The sequence below is a fragment of the Actinosynnema sp. NPDC002837 genome, from assembly GCF_040295345.1.
Lineage (GTDB): Bacteria > Actinomycetota > Actinomycetes > Mycobacteriales > Pseudonocardiaceae > Actinosynnema.
In genome coordinates this window covers 46,581-59,346 of the sequence record NZ_JBEOVG010000056.1, presented here as the reverse complement: position 1 = coordinate 59,346, position 12,766 = coordinate 46,581, and the positions used below count along the sequence as shown (strand labels likewise).

The 12,766-nt window shown below is 72.6% G+C and carries 15 protein-coding genes; 11 read left to right on the top strand and 4 right to left on the bottom strand.

Annotated features, from left to right (window positions below; translation table 11 throughout):
- Window positions 1-200 precede the first annotated feature (200 nt).
- Complete coding sequence (locus ABTZ99_RS30185; RefSeq protein ID WP_498784973.1) at window positions 201-1,001, bottom strand: SDR family oxidoreductase; 801 nt, start codon at window positions 999-1,001, stop codon at window positions 201-203.
- 96 nt (window positions 1,002-1,097) lie between these two features.
- On the opposite strand from ABTZ99_RS30185, the gene ABTZ99_RS30180 reads away from it, so the two are divergent.
- The 4 genes from ABTZ99_RS30180 to ABTZ99_RS30165 all read left to right on the top strand — a co-directional run bounded on the left by ABTZ99_RS30180 (window position 1,098) and on the right by ABTZ99_RS30165 (window position 4,214).
- Window positions 1,098-1,481, top strand: a complete 384-nt coding sequence (locus ABTZ99_RS30180; protein ID WP_499615995.1) for a winged helix-turn-helix transcriptional regulator — start codon at window positions 1,098-1,100, stop codon at window positions 1,479-1,481.
- A 223-nt stretch (window positions 1,482-1,704) separates the two neighbouring features.
- Window positions 1,705-2,709, top strand: a complete 1,005-nt coding sequence (locus ABTZ99_RS30175; RefSeq protein WP_499615992.1) for a gamma-glutamylcyclotransferase family protein — start codon at window positions 1,705-1,707, stop codon at window positions 2,707-2,709.
- A gap of 131 nt (window positions 2,710-2,840) precedes the next feature.
- Window positions 2,841-3,431: a DUF4232 domain-containing protein gene (locus ABTZ99_RS30170; RefSeq protein WP_498784967.1), complete on the top strand. Its 591-nt coding sequence runs from the start codon at window positions 2,841-2,843 to the stop codon at window positions 3,429-3,431.
- Window positions 3,432-4,214, top strand: a complete 783-nt coding sequence (locus ABTZ99_RS30165; RefSeq protein ID WP_498784965.1) for an alpha/beta fold hydrolase — start codon at window positions 3,432-3,434, stop codon at window positions 4,212-4,214.
- Between the two features lie 385 nt (window positions 4,215-4,599).
- Here ABTZ99_RS30165 and ABTZ99_RS30160 read toward each other — a convergent pair whose 3' ends face one another.
- On the bottom strand, window positions 4,600-4,956 hold the full coding sequence (locus tag ABTZ99_RS30160) for a hypothetical protein (RefSeq protein WP_498784963.1): 357 nt from the start codon (window positions 4,954-4,956) through the stop codon (window positions 4,600-4,602).
- A gap of 218 nt (window positions 4,957-5,174) precedes the next feature.
- Here ABTZ99_RS30160 and ABTZ99_RS30155 point away from each other — a divergent pair, with 218 nt between their 5' ends.
- The 5 genes from ABTZ99_RS30155 (at window position 5,175) to ABTZ99_RS30135 (ending at window position 9,835) form a co-directional block, all read left to right on the top strand.
- The gene (locus ABTZ99_RS30155) at window positions 5,175-5,996 is read left to right on the top strand and encodes a hypothetical protein (RefSeq protein ID WP_499615989.1); all 822 of its coding nucleotides are present in this window, start codon (window positions 5,175-5,177) and stop codon (window positions 5,994-5,996) included.
- Between the two features lie 139 nt (window positions 5,997-6,135).
- Complete coding sequence (locus ABTZ99_RS30150; RefSeq protein WP_498784959.1) at window positions 6,136-6,396, top strand: hypothetical protein; 261 nt, start codon at window positions 6,136-6,138, stop codon at window positions 6,394-6,396.
- Between the two features lies 1 nt (window position 6,397).
- Window positions 6,398-6,649 carry a hypothetical protein gene (locus ABTZ99_RS30145; RefSeq protein ID WP_498784957.1) on the top strand — a complete coding sequence of 84 codons (252 nt, stop codon included), beginning with the start codon at window positions 6,398-6,400 and terminating at the stop codon, window positions 6,647-6,649.
- A 1-nt stretch (window position 6,650) separates the two neighbouring features.
- Window positions 6,651-9,419, top strand: coding sequence for an FtsK/SpoIIIE domain-containing protein (locus tag ABTZ99_RS30140; protein ID WP_499615985.1), 2,769 nt, complete (start codon window positions 6,651-6,653; stop codon window positions 9,417-9,419).
- A complete protein-coding gene (locus ABTZ99_RS30135) occupies window positions 9,416-9,835 on the top strand; it encodes a hypothetical protein (RefSeq protein ID WP_498784953.1) in 420 nt (139 codons plus the stop codon). The genes ABTZ99_RS30140 and ABTZ99_RS30135 overlap by 4 nt, the downstream gene beginning before the upstream one ends.
- Window positions 9,836-9,842: 7 nt before the next feature.
- Here the strand turns inward: ABTZ99_RS30135 and ABTZ99_RS30130 are convergent, their stop codons facing one another.
- Window positions 9,843-10,250: a GNAT family N-acetyltransferase gene (locus ABTZ99_RS30130; RefSeq protein ID WP_498784951.1), complete on the bottom strand. Its 408-nt coding sequence runs from the start codon at window positions 10,248-10,250 to the stop codon at window positions 9,843-9,845.
- A gap of 35 nt (window positions 10,251-10,285) precedes the next feature.
- Here ABTZ99_RS30130 and ABTZ99_RS30125 point away from each other — a divergent pair, with 35 nt between their 5' ends.
- Together ABTZ99_RS30125 and ABTZ99_RS30120 are read left to right on the top strand one after the other, a co-directional pair.
- Complete coding sequence (locus ABTZ99_RS30125) at window positions 10,286-10,996, top strand: GNAT family N-acetyltransferase (protein ID WP_499615982.1); 711 nt, start codon at window positions 10,286-10,288, stop codon at window positions 10,994-10,996.
- Window positions 10,997-11,037: 41 nt separating this feature from the next.
- Window positions 11,038-12,045: an NADP-dependent oxidoreductase gene (locus ABTZ99_RS30120; RefSeq protein ID WP_498784947.1), complete on the top strand. Its 1,008-nt coding sequence runs from the start codon at window positions 11,038-11,040 to the stop codon at window positions 12,043-12,045.
- Between the two features lie 87 nt (window positions 12,046-12,132).
- Here ABTZ99_RS30120 and ABTZ99_RS30115 read toward each other — a convergent pair whose 3' ends face one another.
- The gene (locus tag ABTZ99_RS30115; RefSeq protein WP_498784945.1) at window positions 12,133-12,744 is read right to left on the bottom strand and encodes a hypothetical protein; all 612 of its coding nucleotides are present in this window, start codon (window positions 12,742-12,744) and stop codon (window positions 12,133-12,135) included.
- Window positions 12,745-12,766 lie beyond the last annotated feature (22 nt).

Sequence of the window (12,766 nt, the reverse complement as noted above, 5' to 3'; positions counted from 1 at the left end):
ATACAACAGCGGTATGCGGCCCATTCGGCCGCACCGCCGGGAACCACCTCAGGCGCGACTCTCATCGAACGAGACTTGTGAAACAGGCGCTAGGCCGGGCCCGGTCGGCTGGAACGCCGGGCCGGCCTTGCCCGGGTCGGCTGGACGCGGGCGAGGCCGGCCCCGGGTCGGCCGGGCCCAGGTCTGCTGGGCCCGGTCGGTCAGGCGCGGACGGCGTCCTCGATGGTGGTGGGGGTTCGGCCGATCAGCTTCTCCAGGTCGGGGCGGACGTCGGCGAGCACGCCGCGGCTGATGTTGACCTCGATGTCGGCCAGCAGTTCGGCGACGAAGTCCGGCAGGCCGTAGCCCTTCAGCGCGGCGACGCGATCGGGCGCGCTCACCTTCTCGTGGGTCGTCCCCGCCAGCGCGGCCAGCTCGTCGAAGCTCCACGCCCGCGGGCCGGTCAGCTCGTAGACCGCGTTCTCGTGGCCGGGCGTGCTGAGCACCACGGCGGCGGCCAGCGCCAGGTCGTTCCGCGACGCGCTGGCGATGCGGCCCTCACCCGTGGCGCTGACGATCGGGCCGGGCGCGTGGGGCAGGTAGTTCTCGTGGTACATCCCGTTGCGCAGGAAGGTGAACGGGATGCCGGTCGCGCGGATCGCCTCCTCGGTCGCCTTGTGCACCTTCGCCAAGCCGAGCGGCGAGGTGTCCGCGTCGGTGACGGACGTGTAGACGATGTGCCGCACACCGGCGTCGACGGCGGCCCGGACGGCCTTCAGGTGCCGCTGCACGCGGATCTCGTCCGGACCGTCCACCGACACCAGCAGCAGCGTCTCGACGCCCGCGAACGTGTCGGCGAGGGGCCCGTCGAAGTCGCCCGGCCGGACCTCGACGCCGAGGCCCTCGGCCTTCTCCGGGTCGCGCACGGAGACGGCGAGCCGGTCGGCCGGGAGGCGGGTGCGGGCGTGCTCGAGGATCAGGGAGCCGAGGTGGCCGGTCGCGCCGGTGATCAAGGTCGTCATGGGGACCACGCTAGGTCGAGGTGCTAACTATTCGTAAGTACCTACCTGAAGGTGTGGTACTTACGAGCGGGAAAGTACGCAGGTAGAGTGAGTGCCATGGAGCTGCGTGGTGACGTATACGACCACAACTGCCCTACCCGGGTGATCGCGAACCACGCCACCGGGCGGTGGGGCAGCCTGGTGCTGGGCAAGCTCCTGGACGACGGCGGCGGCACGAAGAGGTTCAGCGAGTTGCGCCGGGCGGTGACCGGGATCAGCGAGAAGATGCTCGCGCAGACGTTGCAGGCGCTGGAGCGCGACGGGTTGGTGCACCGCGAGGTCCACCCCGTGATCCCGCCGAGGGTGGACTACTCCCTCACGCCGCTGGGCGCCCACGCCGCGAAGCAGATCAGCGAGCTGTTCGGCTGGATCGAGGAGAACCTGCCGAACTTCCTGGCGGCGCAGGAGGAGTACGACGCGCGGCGGTCCGAGAACGTGTGACAGGTCACGTCCACACCTCCGACCTGCCGGCCAGACCCCTGGCACAGCCCTCCGTCATCGGAGATCAATAGCGCAAAAAGGTCCGATGTCTGAGGCCGAGCGAAAAACAACAACCGGTGAATTCGCGGTGTGGTTTGCCAGAATGGGAACCATGACGCAGCCCTTCACGGACGATAGTCACCCGGCCGAGCCCTATCCGGGAGCTCGGCCGGGACACTGCTTCGTGCACCTCGACGGCGCCGGCTGGCCGGTCACGCCCGATCCCGGCGCCGATTCCGGGTGGCGGGTCGCCCCGGACGGGCAGGACCTGGACGACTGGCTCGCGGTGCACGGCGAGCCGCCGCTCGCGGGCCGGATGCCGGTGTTGGCCTACGGCTCCAACGCCAACCCGGCCAAGGTGACGTGGCTGCGCGAGGAACTGGGGTTGACCGGCCCGGCGGTCGTGCTCAGGGCCCGGTGCGACGGGCTCGCCGCCGTGTGGGCCGCGGGGTTGCGCAAGACCGACGCCCAGCGACCGGCGACGCTCGCCGCCGCGCCGGGCGTCGAGGAGGAGCACGCGGTGTGGTTCGCCACCGCGGAGCAGTTGCGCGTGCTGGACCGCTGCGAGGGGCGAGGGCTGCGGTACCGGTTGGTGCGCGTGCACACCGGTCGCGTGACGCTGTTCAACGGTGGCGTGGTGGACTCGGTGCTCGCCTACACCGGCGCGGGGACGAGGCGGATGCCGCTGCTGGTCAACGGCCGGGCGGTGCGCTGCGCCGACGTGGACCAGCAGGCGGCGCGCAGGCTCGGCGGTCGGCCGGCGGACGGGGACGGGCTGGACGTGACGCCGGTGCACGGCGATCCGTCGCCGAACGACTGGCCGGACCGGTTGTTCGTGTACGGCACGCTCCAGCCGGGGATGAGCGCGTGGCGCCTCGTGGAGCCGTTCGTGGACGGCGACCCGGTGGCCGCGACGCTGCCGGGGACGCTGCACGACACCGGTCGCGGTTATCCGGCGCTGCGGCCCGGCGACGGGCCCGGCGTGCCGGGGCACGTGCTGCGGCTCGAACGGCCGGAGGACGCGCTGCCGGTGCTGGACGAGTACGAGGGCGACGAGTACCGGCGGGTGCGGGTGACGTTGCCCGACGGGCGGGTCTGCTGGACGTACGTGTGGACCGCCGGCGTGGGCGACCTGCCGGTGCTGCCCGGCGGGTGGGCGGCCCGGGCCGGAGAGGCCGATCCGGCCTGATCCGGCCCGTCGCGGGTGGGTAGGCGTCAATGATGCGCCCGATCCAGTGAATTCCTGGCCGATCCACCCAACCGTCCGGCGGTGGGGTACGTCCTGTTGTTAAGGACCCGTTCCCTAGCCAGGAGGTGGACATGAGGCGACTCGTGGCGCTCGGCGCCCTCGCGGTCGCGCTTGCGGCGTGCGGGACTCCCCGGCAAGCGGCCGAGCAGTCGACCATCGTGGTGGAATCGCAGACGTCCTCGGAGGCGCCGCCGGTTCCCCCCTCTTCGGCGCCGGTGACGTCCGAGGCGTCCGCGCCCGCGTCCGGCCGCTGCACCGCGGACGTGCTGGCGGGCGCCGTGGAGTCGACCGAGGCGGGCGCGGGGAACCGGTACGCGAAGCTCGTGGTGACCAACAACGGCTCGTCGCCGTGCACGATCAAGGGGTACAGCGGGTTGCAGTTGTTGGACGCGGCGGGCAACCCCCTGCCCACCGACCTCCAGCGGACGCCGGATCCCGCTCCCTCGCCCGTGCTGCTCGCGCCCGGCGAGGCGGCGGCGGCGAACCTGCACTGGACGGTAGTGCCCAGCGGCGCCGAGCCGGTCGACCGGCCGTGCCAGGCGGAGGCGCCGCGGGCGGCGGCGATCCCGCCCGACGAGACCGAGCCGATGAGCCTGCAGTGGGGCCTGGGTCCGGTGTGCGCCGGGGGGAAGATCGAGATCAGCGCGTTCTACGCTGCCTAGGTGATCGAGTCCAACGTCCCCGGCCACGCCGGCGAGCTCGCGGTCCGCACCTGGCCCAACCTGGACGCCACCTGGCTCGCCGTCCTCGTGCACGGCTACGGCGAGCACAGCGGCAGATACGCGCACGTCGCCGAGGCGCTGGTGGACGCGGGCGCGTTGGTGGTGGCGTCGGACCTCGTCGGGCACGGCCGGTCCGAGGGCGAGCGGGCGGTGATCGACGACTACGACGGCGTGGTGGCCGACCTGGGCGCCACGGTGAGCTCGGCGGCGTCCGACCTGCCCACCGTGCTGGTCGGGCACGCCGAGGGCGGCCTGGTCGCGGCCCGGTACGCCCAGTCGAACCCGTTGGCGGCGCTGGTGCTGTCGGCGCCCGTGCTCGGCACGTGGGAAGGGCTGGACCGGCTCGGGTCCGACGACACCGGCGCGCCGCTGGACCCGGAGCTGCTGTCGCGCGACCCGGAGGTCGGCAAGCGGTACGCGTCCGATCCGCTGGTGTGGCACGGGCCGTACCGGCGGGAGTCCTTGGAGGCGTTGGAGCGCGCGCTGGACGAGGTGAACTACGGGCCCTCGCTGGAGCAGCTGCCGACGCTGTGGCTGCACGGCGACGCCGACGAGTGGGTGCCGGCGGCGGACACGCGCACCGGCACCGACCGGTTGCGCGGCCTGCTGTTCGAGGAGCGCGTCTACCCCGGCGCGCGGCACGAGGTGTTCAACGAGGTCAACTCCGACGAGGTCTTGGCGGACGTGGTGGCGTTCGTGCGCCGGGTGCTCCGGCTGGGCTGACCACGCCGGCCGCGCCCGCCGCGGCGCTCGACAGCACTGGTCGTTCGGCCGCACCAGGACCTCGTTGCCCGCCACGTGCTCAGGCCGGGTCACGGGGTACCGCACCGCGTTCGCGACGTCCGCCTGGAGCCGGTCGGACCGAGCGGCGTCCCACCAACGCCTCGAGCGGCGCCACGCGCCGGGCGGCGATCACCGCGGCGCGGCCCCTTTGCGGGCCGACGCCGCGGCGGTCGCCTCTCCGATGCCCGACGAGGCTCCGGTCACCAGCGCGACCTTGCCCAGCAGGTGATCGTCATGAGCGCGCTCGACAAGCCGGAACGCGCTCCGGGTCAACCGACCCGAAGCAGGCGGGCGGCCGACGGGCACCGCCCTACCTCACCGCGGATCAGTCGTCGTGGTGGTGGTGGTCATCGTCGGCATGGGCCGATGTCGACCCCGTCCACGCGCCATAGGGGCTGGACCAGGCATATCCGTCGTGGTAGCCGGCGTTGCCGTGCCAAGTCCACGCCAGCACGTGGAACGAACCCGCACCGTACGGGCCGGCGACCTCGTAGGCCTCGTAGAAGTACGAACCGCCCTCGCCGTCGGCGCCGGACGCCAACTCGTGGAGGGTGGCGCCGTCCGCGGTGGCGGATGCGTTGTCCTGGTCGAACTCGACGTCGGCGGACGCGATGCCCGAGGCACCGATGATGATCGGCAGGGCGAGGGCGCCTGCGGCGACCAGTCGGATGATGCTGCGCATGGTGGAACCTCCTTGGCGTAGATGGCCATGCGCTCACATCGTTACCTCGCACGGGAGGTCACCGGACATCGCCGACCGCATCGTGTGAACGGGGGTTAGACCGGCCAAAACGGCCTGATCAGCGGACATCACGAGGGGTGGGCGCAAGTCCCTGCTTATGGGTGACATCAGTGGCACCCTCACGCGCCACACGCGTGTCATGGACAATTTGCGGCGAGATGGTTGGTGAAGACCTGGAGCTGCTGATCACCGCGGTGGTGGCGGCCGACGACGAGCAGCAGGCGCGCGCCGCCTGCTCCGCACTGCTGCGCCAGGTCGGCGGGCGGGTCGTGCGGGCCTTCGACTGCTCCGACGAGGAACCGGGCTGCTGGTCGGTGACGATCAGCCGGGTCAGCGGCGAGCGGGCGACGCAGAACGTGGCCGGCGCGCTGGCCCGCGCGGTGCGCACGTTCGTCCGGCAGCTCGGCGACGAGTTCCCCACGCCGCGGGTGGCCTGCGAGCCGCCGACGGCGTGGACGGTGCTGGACGACCCGGCGCTGCTCGACGGCCTGGTGCCGGGCGCGGAGCGGTTGCTGGTGGAGGCGTGGGCCGGTGGCGATCCCCAGCAGCACCAGCCCGTGGCCGACCGGGGGCGACCGGACGAACCGCCCGCGCCTGAACGGGTGAGCGCGGCGCCGCCGCGGGCGGGTTCGCGGCTGTCGTTGCGGGTCGACGTGGCCACCGACCGGTCCGCGGGAGCCGAATGGCAAGCGCGGGCGGTAGCGAGTCGGGTCGCGCGCAGTGGCAAGATCACCCGAGTGGCTCCCCACGGGCACCTACTGAGCGTGCACATCGACCTCGGCTCAAGCGTTAATTCGCCCACGGTCGCGCTACACGACGCGGTGGCGTCGCTGGGCCGTTCGGGGTGGTCCGAGGTCGAGTGGTCCGACGGGTCCGGGTCGATCCGCTGGTCGGCCGCGCCGGCGCCGCGGGCGGGGATCACCGCGTTGGAACTGACAGCGACACCGGACTCGGCATTCGTGTGGACGGTGCCCGACTGAGATCCACTTCGCTGACCCGATCGAGTGGATTTCGAAGGCCACCCGGTCAGCCGATCTTGCTTGTGAATCGTGAAACTTTAGGTACTACTTTCAACTATAGGAACTCGAGCAGTTTCGCCAGGAGGGGTCGGGATCCGACATGGCCAGCATCGAAGAGGTCCGCAACGCGATTGCACAGGCCGTCGAGAAGGCGGGCCAGAGCGTGAACGCCCTGCAACAGGCCGCCGACCTGGCCGAGGACGCGCAGGCGCTGCTCAGCACGGCCACCCAGGGCAGCGTCCAGGCCGACGTGGAGCAGGCGAACGCGCGCTTCGCCGAGGTGGTCAGCGGCGTCACCGACCTGCAGAAGCACCTCGGCGCCGGGATCACCCAGGCCGAGAGCATCAATTCCAGGTTGTGACGTGACCTCGGTAGGCGAGATCAAGCTCGCTCTCGAGCAGAGCTGCGAGTTCCTCAGGGACGCCTACCGCAGCGTTCGGGAGGCCCAGAACGCGTTGGACGAGGCCGTCGACATCCTGCTCGAGGCGAGCGCCGACCACCACGAGTCCCTGGTGCCCGCCGGGTTCGTGGCGGCGGGCGAGAAGTTCGCCGACGAGCTGGAGCTGATCGTCGGCAGCCTGGAACTGGTCCAACGCCTAGCCGTGGAGCTGTGACGTGAGCAGGCGTGACGAGCGCCGCAGGAGGATCGAGGGCTCCTTCGAGGAGTTCCGCCGGGCGGTCGCCGCGGCGCTGGGCAACGCCTCGCGCGAACACCGCCTCCTCGCCGACGAACGCGCCCGCGACATGTTCGAGGTGATCCTGCGCGGCGACGGCGTCGACCGGGCGCTGGCCGACCCGCTGCTGGCCGACGCGCTGGCCAACCCGCTGTTCGAGCAGCAGCTGGCGAGGGCGTTGATCGACCGGGTCGAGGCGTTCCGCGAGTGGTCCGAACGCGGGCCCGACCAGCTGACCGCGCTGGTCGACGCGGCGGCGGCGGGCCCGGCGTCGTGGCCGCCCGAGACGTGGCTCGGCACACCGGGCACCGCCGACGGCGGCGACGGCGTGCCGGAGCTGTGGCGCATCGGCACCGGCGTGGTGCGCGGCGCGCCCGAGCCGCAGCGGTTCCCGGTGGCGGTGCCGCTGCTGGACCACTCGCACCTGCACGTCTCCTCCACCCACGAGAGCCGGGCCGCGGCCGAGGCGCTGGTGGAGTCGCTGCTGCTGCGGGTGCTCAGCCACTTCCAGCCGGGCCTGGTGCACGTGCACGTGTGGGACGTCGGCCAGCTCACCGGCGCGCTGCCCGGCCTGTACCCGCTGACCAGGGCGGGCCTGCTGACCGTGCACGACCCCGCGCGGCTGCACGAGCTGCTCGACGAGCTGTCCGACCACATCCGCCGCGTGCACACCGGCGTGCTGACCGAGGGCCACCAGTCGGTGCGGGCGGTGGGCGGGCGGCGCACCGAGCCGTGGCGGCTGGCGGTGCTGTTCGGCAACCGGCAGCCGTTGCGGGAAGAGCACCAGCAGCAGCTGCAACGGGTGGCGCGCAACGGTCTGGCGGCCGGCATCCAGCTGTTCATCGTCGACATCCCGGTCACGGTCAACTCGCCGATCGAGACCGTCACGATCGCCGCCGACCAGTCCGCGACGTGCACGATGACCGGCAAGCACGTGACCGTCGCGCTCGACCCGCCGCTGCCCCGCGCGCAGGTGCCCCGCGCGTGCGCGGCGATCGCGGACAAGCGGGAGGAGCGCCGCAACCGGCTCAGCACGTTCGCCGACCTGCTGCCGGAGCACTTCTGGCGGGAGGACTCGTCGGCGGGCGTGCTCGCGCCGGTCGGGTTCCTGGAGGGCGAGCCGGTCCACGTCGGGCTGGGCGACACGTCGCCGCACGCGTTGATCGGCGGTCCCAGCGGCTCGGGCAAGACGAACTTCCTCTACGCCATGCTCGGCAGCCTCGCCGCCCGGTACGCGCCGGACGAGCTGGAGCTGTACCTGCTGGACTTCAAGGAGGGCGTGTCGTTCGCGCAGTTCGCGCCGGGCCGCAAGGACCCGACCTGGCTGCCGCACGCGCGGCTGGTCGGGGTGAACGTCAACACCGACCGCGAGTTCGGCGTGGCGCTGCTGGCGTTCCTGGCCGACGAGATGCGCAGGCGCGCGGACGCGGCCAAGCAGCACGAGGTCACCAAGCTGGAGCAGCTGCGCGAGGAGGACCCGCTCGGCCACTGGCCGCGGATCGTGGCGGTGATCGACGAGTTCCAGTACCTGTTCGGCGAACGCGACCAGGTCACCGCGCAGGCGACCCAGCTGCTGGAGGACGTGGCCCGGCGCGGCCGGTCGCAGGGCATCCACCTGGTGCTCTCCAGCCAGGACGTGTCCGGCATCGAGGGCTTCTGGGGCAAGTCGGCGATCTTCGAGCAGTTCACCGTGCGCGTCGCGCTGCCCAAGGCGCGGCGGGTGCTGGCCGAGCCGCAGAACGACGCCGCGGTGGAGCTGCCGCGCTGGCACGCCGTGGTCAACCACGAGTCGGGCGTGCGGCCGGGCAACGAGGTCGCGCGCATCCCCGACGCCACGGCCAAGGGCACGTTCGACGCCTTGCAGGCCGAACTGCACCGGCGGCGCCCGGCGGACCTGGCCGAGCCGATCCTGTTCGACGGCAGCAAGGTGCCGGCGTTGCGGGCGCTGCCGGACTTCCGGGCGCTGCGGCCGGTCGACGGCGGCAGCCCCACCGTGCTGCTGGGCCAGGTGATCGACGTGGCGGGCAGCGCGGCGAAGGTGCGGTTCGCCCGCACGCCGGGCCGCAACATCGCGGTGCTCGGCTCGCTGGCCGACGACGCGGCGGGCGTGCTGGGCGGCGCGGCGCTGTCGCTGGCCCGCCAGCACCAGCCCGGTGACGCCCGGTTCACCCTGGCGTGCCTGGCCGAGGACGCCTGGCCGCACGCGGAACGCCTGCACAAGCAGTTGAGCGACGCGGGCCACGCGGTGGAACTGGTCGGCCTGGACAGCATCCGCAAGCACGTGGACGACACGGCGGCCCGGATCACCGCGAGCATGACGGGCGAGACGGGCGCGCCGCTGTCGCCGCACTATCTGGTGGTTTACGCGGTGGACGCGGCGCACACCCTCTTGGAGGCGAAGGACCCGACGACCCGGGCCTCGGGGGTGGACGGCCTGCGGACCGTGCTCAAGCACGGGCCGGAGAACCGCACCCACGTGCTCGGCTGGTGGCGTGGCGCGCAGCGGCTGAAGAACAGCCTGTCGCCGGGCGTCTACGACGACATCGGCGCGTGGATCGCGTTCGACATCCAGGGCAAGGAACTGCTGTCGTTCGGACCGGAGCAGGTCATGGCGTGGTCACCGCGACCGCGGCGCGGCCTGTTCTTCGACCGGTTCGAGCACTCGCGGCCGCAGGTCGTCATCCCGTTCGACACCGGGGAGGAACCATGATCAGCCACGCATCGGTCGTGCCCGCGCAGCGCACCAGCGGGCACGCCGTGCCGGAGGTCGAGGCGGTCTCGGCGATCGAGCGGTACCGGGAGGTCGTCGCGCTGGCCGGCGAGTCGGCCGAGCGGCTGCGCGCCGCCGACCGGGCGCGGGTGCGGCAGCTGCTGGAGCGGCTGGCCGAGTCGCAGGACCGGATGGCCGAGGCCATCGACCAGGAGAAGCTGGTCAAGCAGGTCGTCGCGGAGCACTGGGAGGCCGTGGTCGGGCTGCTGTGGGACGAGCGGTGGTTCACCATGACCACGGTGCCCGCGCCGGACGAGTCGGTCCCGCCGCGAGACCAGCGCGAGTACAACACCGCGCTGGACCTGGCGTTCCGGGCGGTGGAGGAGTCGCTGCAGAAGCGCGCCCTGTTCCGCTAGGGGCCCGCTAGAAGCCCCAGGAGACGGCGACCGTGTCGAAGTCGAGCTCGGCCTCGGCACGGCGGTAGGTGGCCAGGGCGGCGGTGTTGTCCTTCTCGGTGCCGGTCCACACCCCGGTGCAGCCGCGTTCCCCCGCCAGCGCGATCAGCCGCTCGACCAGCGCGGACGCGATCCCGCGCCGCCGGTGCGCCTCGTCCACGCCCAGCTCGTACAGGAACATCTCCACGCCCTTGTCGGGGTGGATGGTCTCCACGCCGGACACGAACCCGGCCGGCTCGCCGTCGACGTAGGCGATCAGCAGGTGGTGCCGGTCGTCCGCCAGGAACGCACGGGTGGCGTCCTCGCGCGGCACGTCGTCGAAGAGGTGCCCCGCGGCCATCACCGCGGCCAACGACGTGATCCGCCGGATGTCCATGCGGGCGAGGGTAGCTCTTGGGTGATGATGCGGTCATGCGTGTTCTGCCCACCCCCGCCGACGTGTCCGCCGCCACCCCCGACCCCCTCGCCTGGTGGGCCGCGCAGTGCCTCCTCCCCGGCCGCGGCGGCACGGCGTGGGCGCACGGCGGGGCGGTGGCCGTCCTGGCGCCCGCGCTGTACCGCTTCGACCGCCTCGTGCTCACCGGCCCGGCCGACGACGTCGCGGCGCTCCTGCGCGCCCACGCGCGCCCCGGCGTGCGCCCCGTGGTGACGACCGCCGTGGCCGACGAGCTCGACTGGCCGGTCGTCGGCACGTTCGGCTGGATGCAACGCGCCGGCGCCCTCGACCCCGGCCCCGGCGCCCGCTGGCTGACCGGACGGGACGAGGACGACGTCGAGTCGCTGCTGCGCAAGGCGAACCCCGACTCCTGGGTCCGCCCCCGCGAGCCGGGACCGTCGCGCTGGGCGGGCATCCACGTCGACGACGTGCTGGTCGCCGTCGCGGCGGACGCCTGGCCCTCGCCCCGGGTCGGCTTCGTCGCGGGCGTGGCGACCCACCCCGACCACCGCGGCAAGTCGTTGTCCACGAACGTCTGCTCGTTCGTGGTGAGCGCGTTGCTGGCCGAGCACGGCACGTGCGGGCTGATGGTCGACGCGTCCAACCAGGCCGCCATCGCGGTCTACCGACGGCTCGGCTTCACCTACCGGAGCGTGACCGCGCTGCGGGACCCAGGTCACACCTGACCGGCGGAACAGCACCGCGCCGCCGCGCTGTTGCACGCGGTATGACGTTGCCGAGCACCGCGCGCGAGATCCACCTCGCCTCCCGCCCCGAAGGCTTCCCGACCCGGGAGAACTTCGACCTGGTCGACGTGCCCCTGCCGGACCTCGCCGACGGGCAGCTGCTGGTCCGCAACCTCGTGATGAGCGTGGACCCGTACATGCGCGGCCGGATGAACCCGGGCAAGTCCTACGTGGAGCCCTACGAGGTCGGCGAGGCCCTGACCGGCGGCGCGGTCGGCGAGGTCGTGGCGTCCAACGCGCCCGGGTTCGAGGTCGGCGACACGGTCCTGCACGGCCTCGGCTGGCGCGAGTACGCCGCGGTGGACGCCGCCGACGCGACCAAGGTGGACCCGGAGGCCGCGCCCGTCGGCGCGTACCTGGGCGTGCTCGGGATGCCCGGCATGACGGCGTACGCGGGCCTGCTGGACGTCGCCGCGTTCAAGGAGGGCGACGTGGTGTTCGTCTCCGGCGCGGCGGGCGCGGTCGGCCAGGTCGCGGGCCAGGTGGCCCGGTTGCGCGGCGCCAAGCGCGTGATCGGCAGCGCGGGCAGCGAGGCGAAGGTGCGGTACCTGGTGGACGAGCTGGGCTTCGACGCGGCGTTCGACTACAAGGACGGGCCGGTCGCCGACCTGCTCGCCGAGGCCGCGCCGGACGGCATCGACGTGTACTTCGACAACGTCGGCGGCGAGCACCTGGAGGCGGCGATCGCCTCGCTCAACAACTACGGCCGGGTGGCCATCTGCGGCTCGATCTCGAACTACAACACCACCACCCCCTCGGGCCCGCGCAACCTCGGCCTCGCCGTGGGCAAGCGCCTGTCCTTGCGCGGCTTCATCATCTGGGACCACGAGCACCTGCGCGAGCAGTTCGTGCGCGAGGTCGGCGGCTGGATCGCCTCGGGCGAGCTGCGCTACCGGGAGACCGTGACCGAGGGCCTCGACCGGGCGCCGGAGGCGTTCATCGGCATGCTGCGCGGCGAGAACCTCGGCAAGGCGCTCGTGACCCTGTAAGGGAAACCGGTGGTCGGACACCGCCGGCGATGCGCTCGCGTCGCCGGCGGGTGCGCCTGCGCGGTGGTCGGTAGCGGCCACGGGCCGTCACGCGTGCCGGGCGAAGATCTCCCGGATCTCGACCAGCGCGGCGGCCCGCTCGGCCTCGTCGTGGTACCAGTCGGCCCGGCTCTCGACCACCGACTCGGGGGTGAACTCCCGCCCGAACAGGTACGGCTCCAGGCAGTACCCGAACCCCGACTCGACCATCGGCGCCAAGCCCTCCGCCGCGCAGTGCGCCAGGAACCCCTCGGCCTCACGCCACCGCTCACCGTCGAACCAGAACACGCCGCCGGCGTAGTGGATCGTGCTCCCGGTGGCCTCGTCGACGAGGTTCAACGACTCGTAGTTCTCGGGGCGGTCGCGCACCAGGCGCACCAGGTCCTCGGGCACACCGCGGTAGAGCGACTCCTGGAGCGCGTAGTCGCCCTCCGCGTACAGGTTGAGGTCCGACTCGTGGTCGAACGTCAGCAGCAGCGCGCGCCCGTCCGGCGTGAAGTACCAGACGGCCGACTGCCCGCCCGAGTCGTTCCACGCGAACCGCTCCGCGCCGTCGACCACCATCGGCGCCACCCCGGCGATCTCGCCGACGACCGCCGCCCGCCGGCGCACCTCGACCAGCGCGGTGGCCACGAAGCCGTCCCACATGTCCTCGGTCATGCGCGCAGGCTACCGACCACCA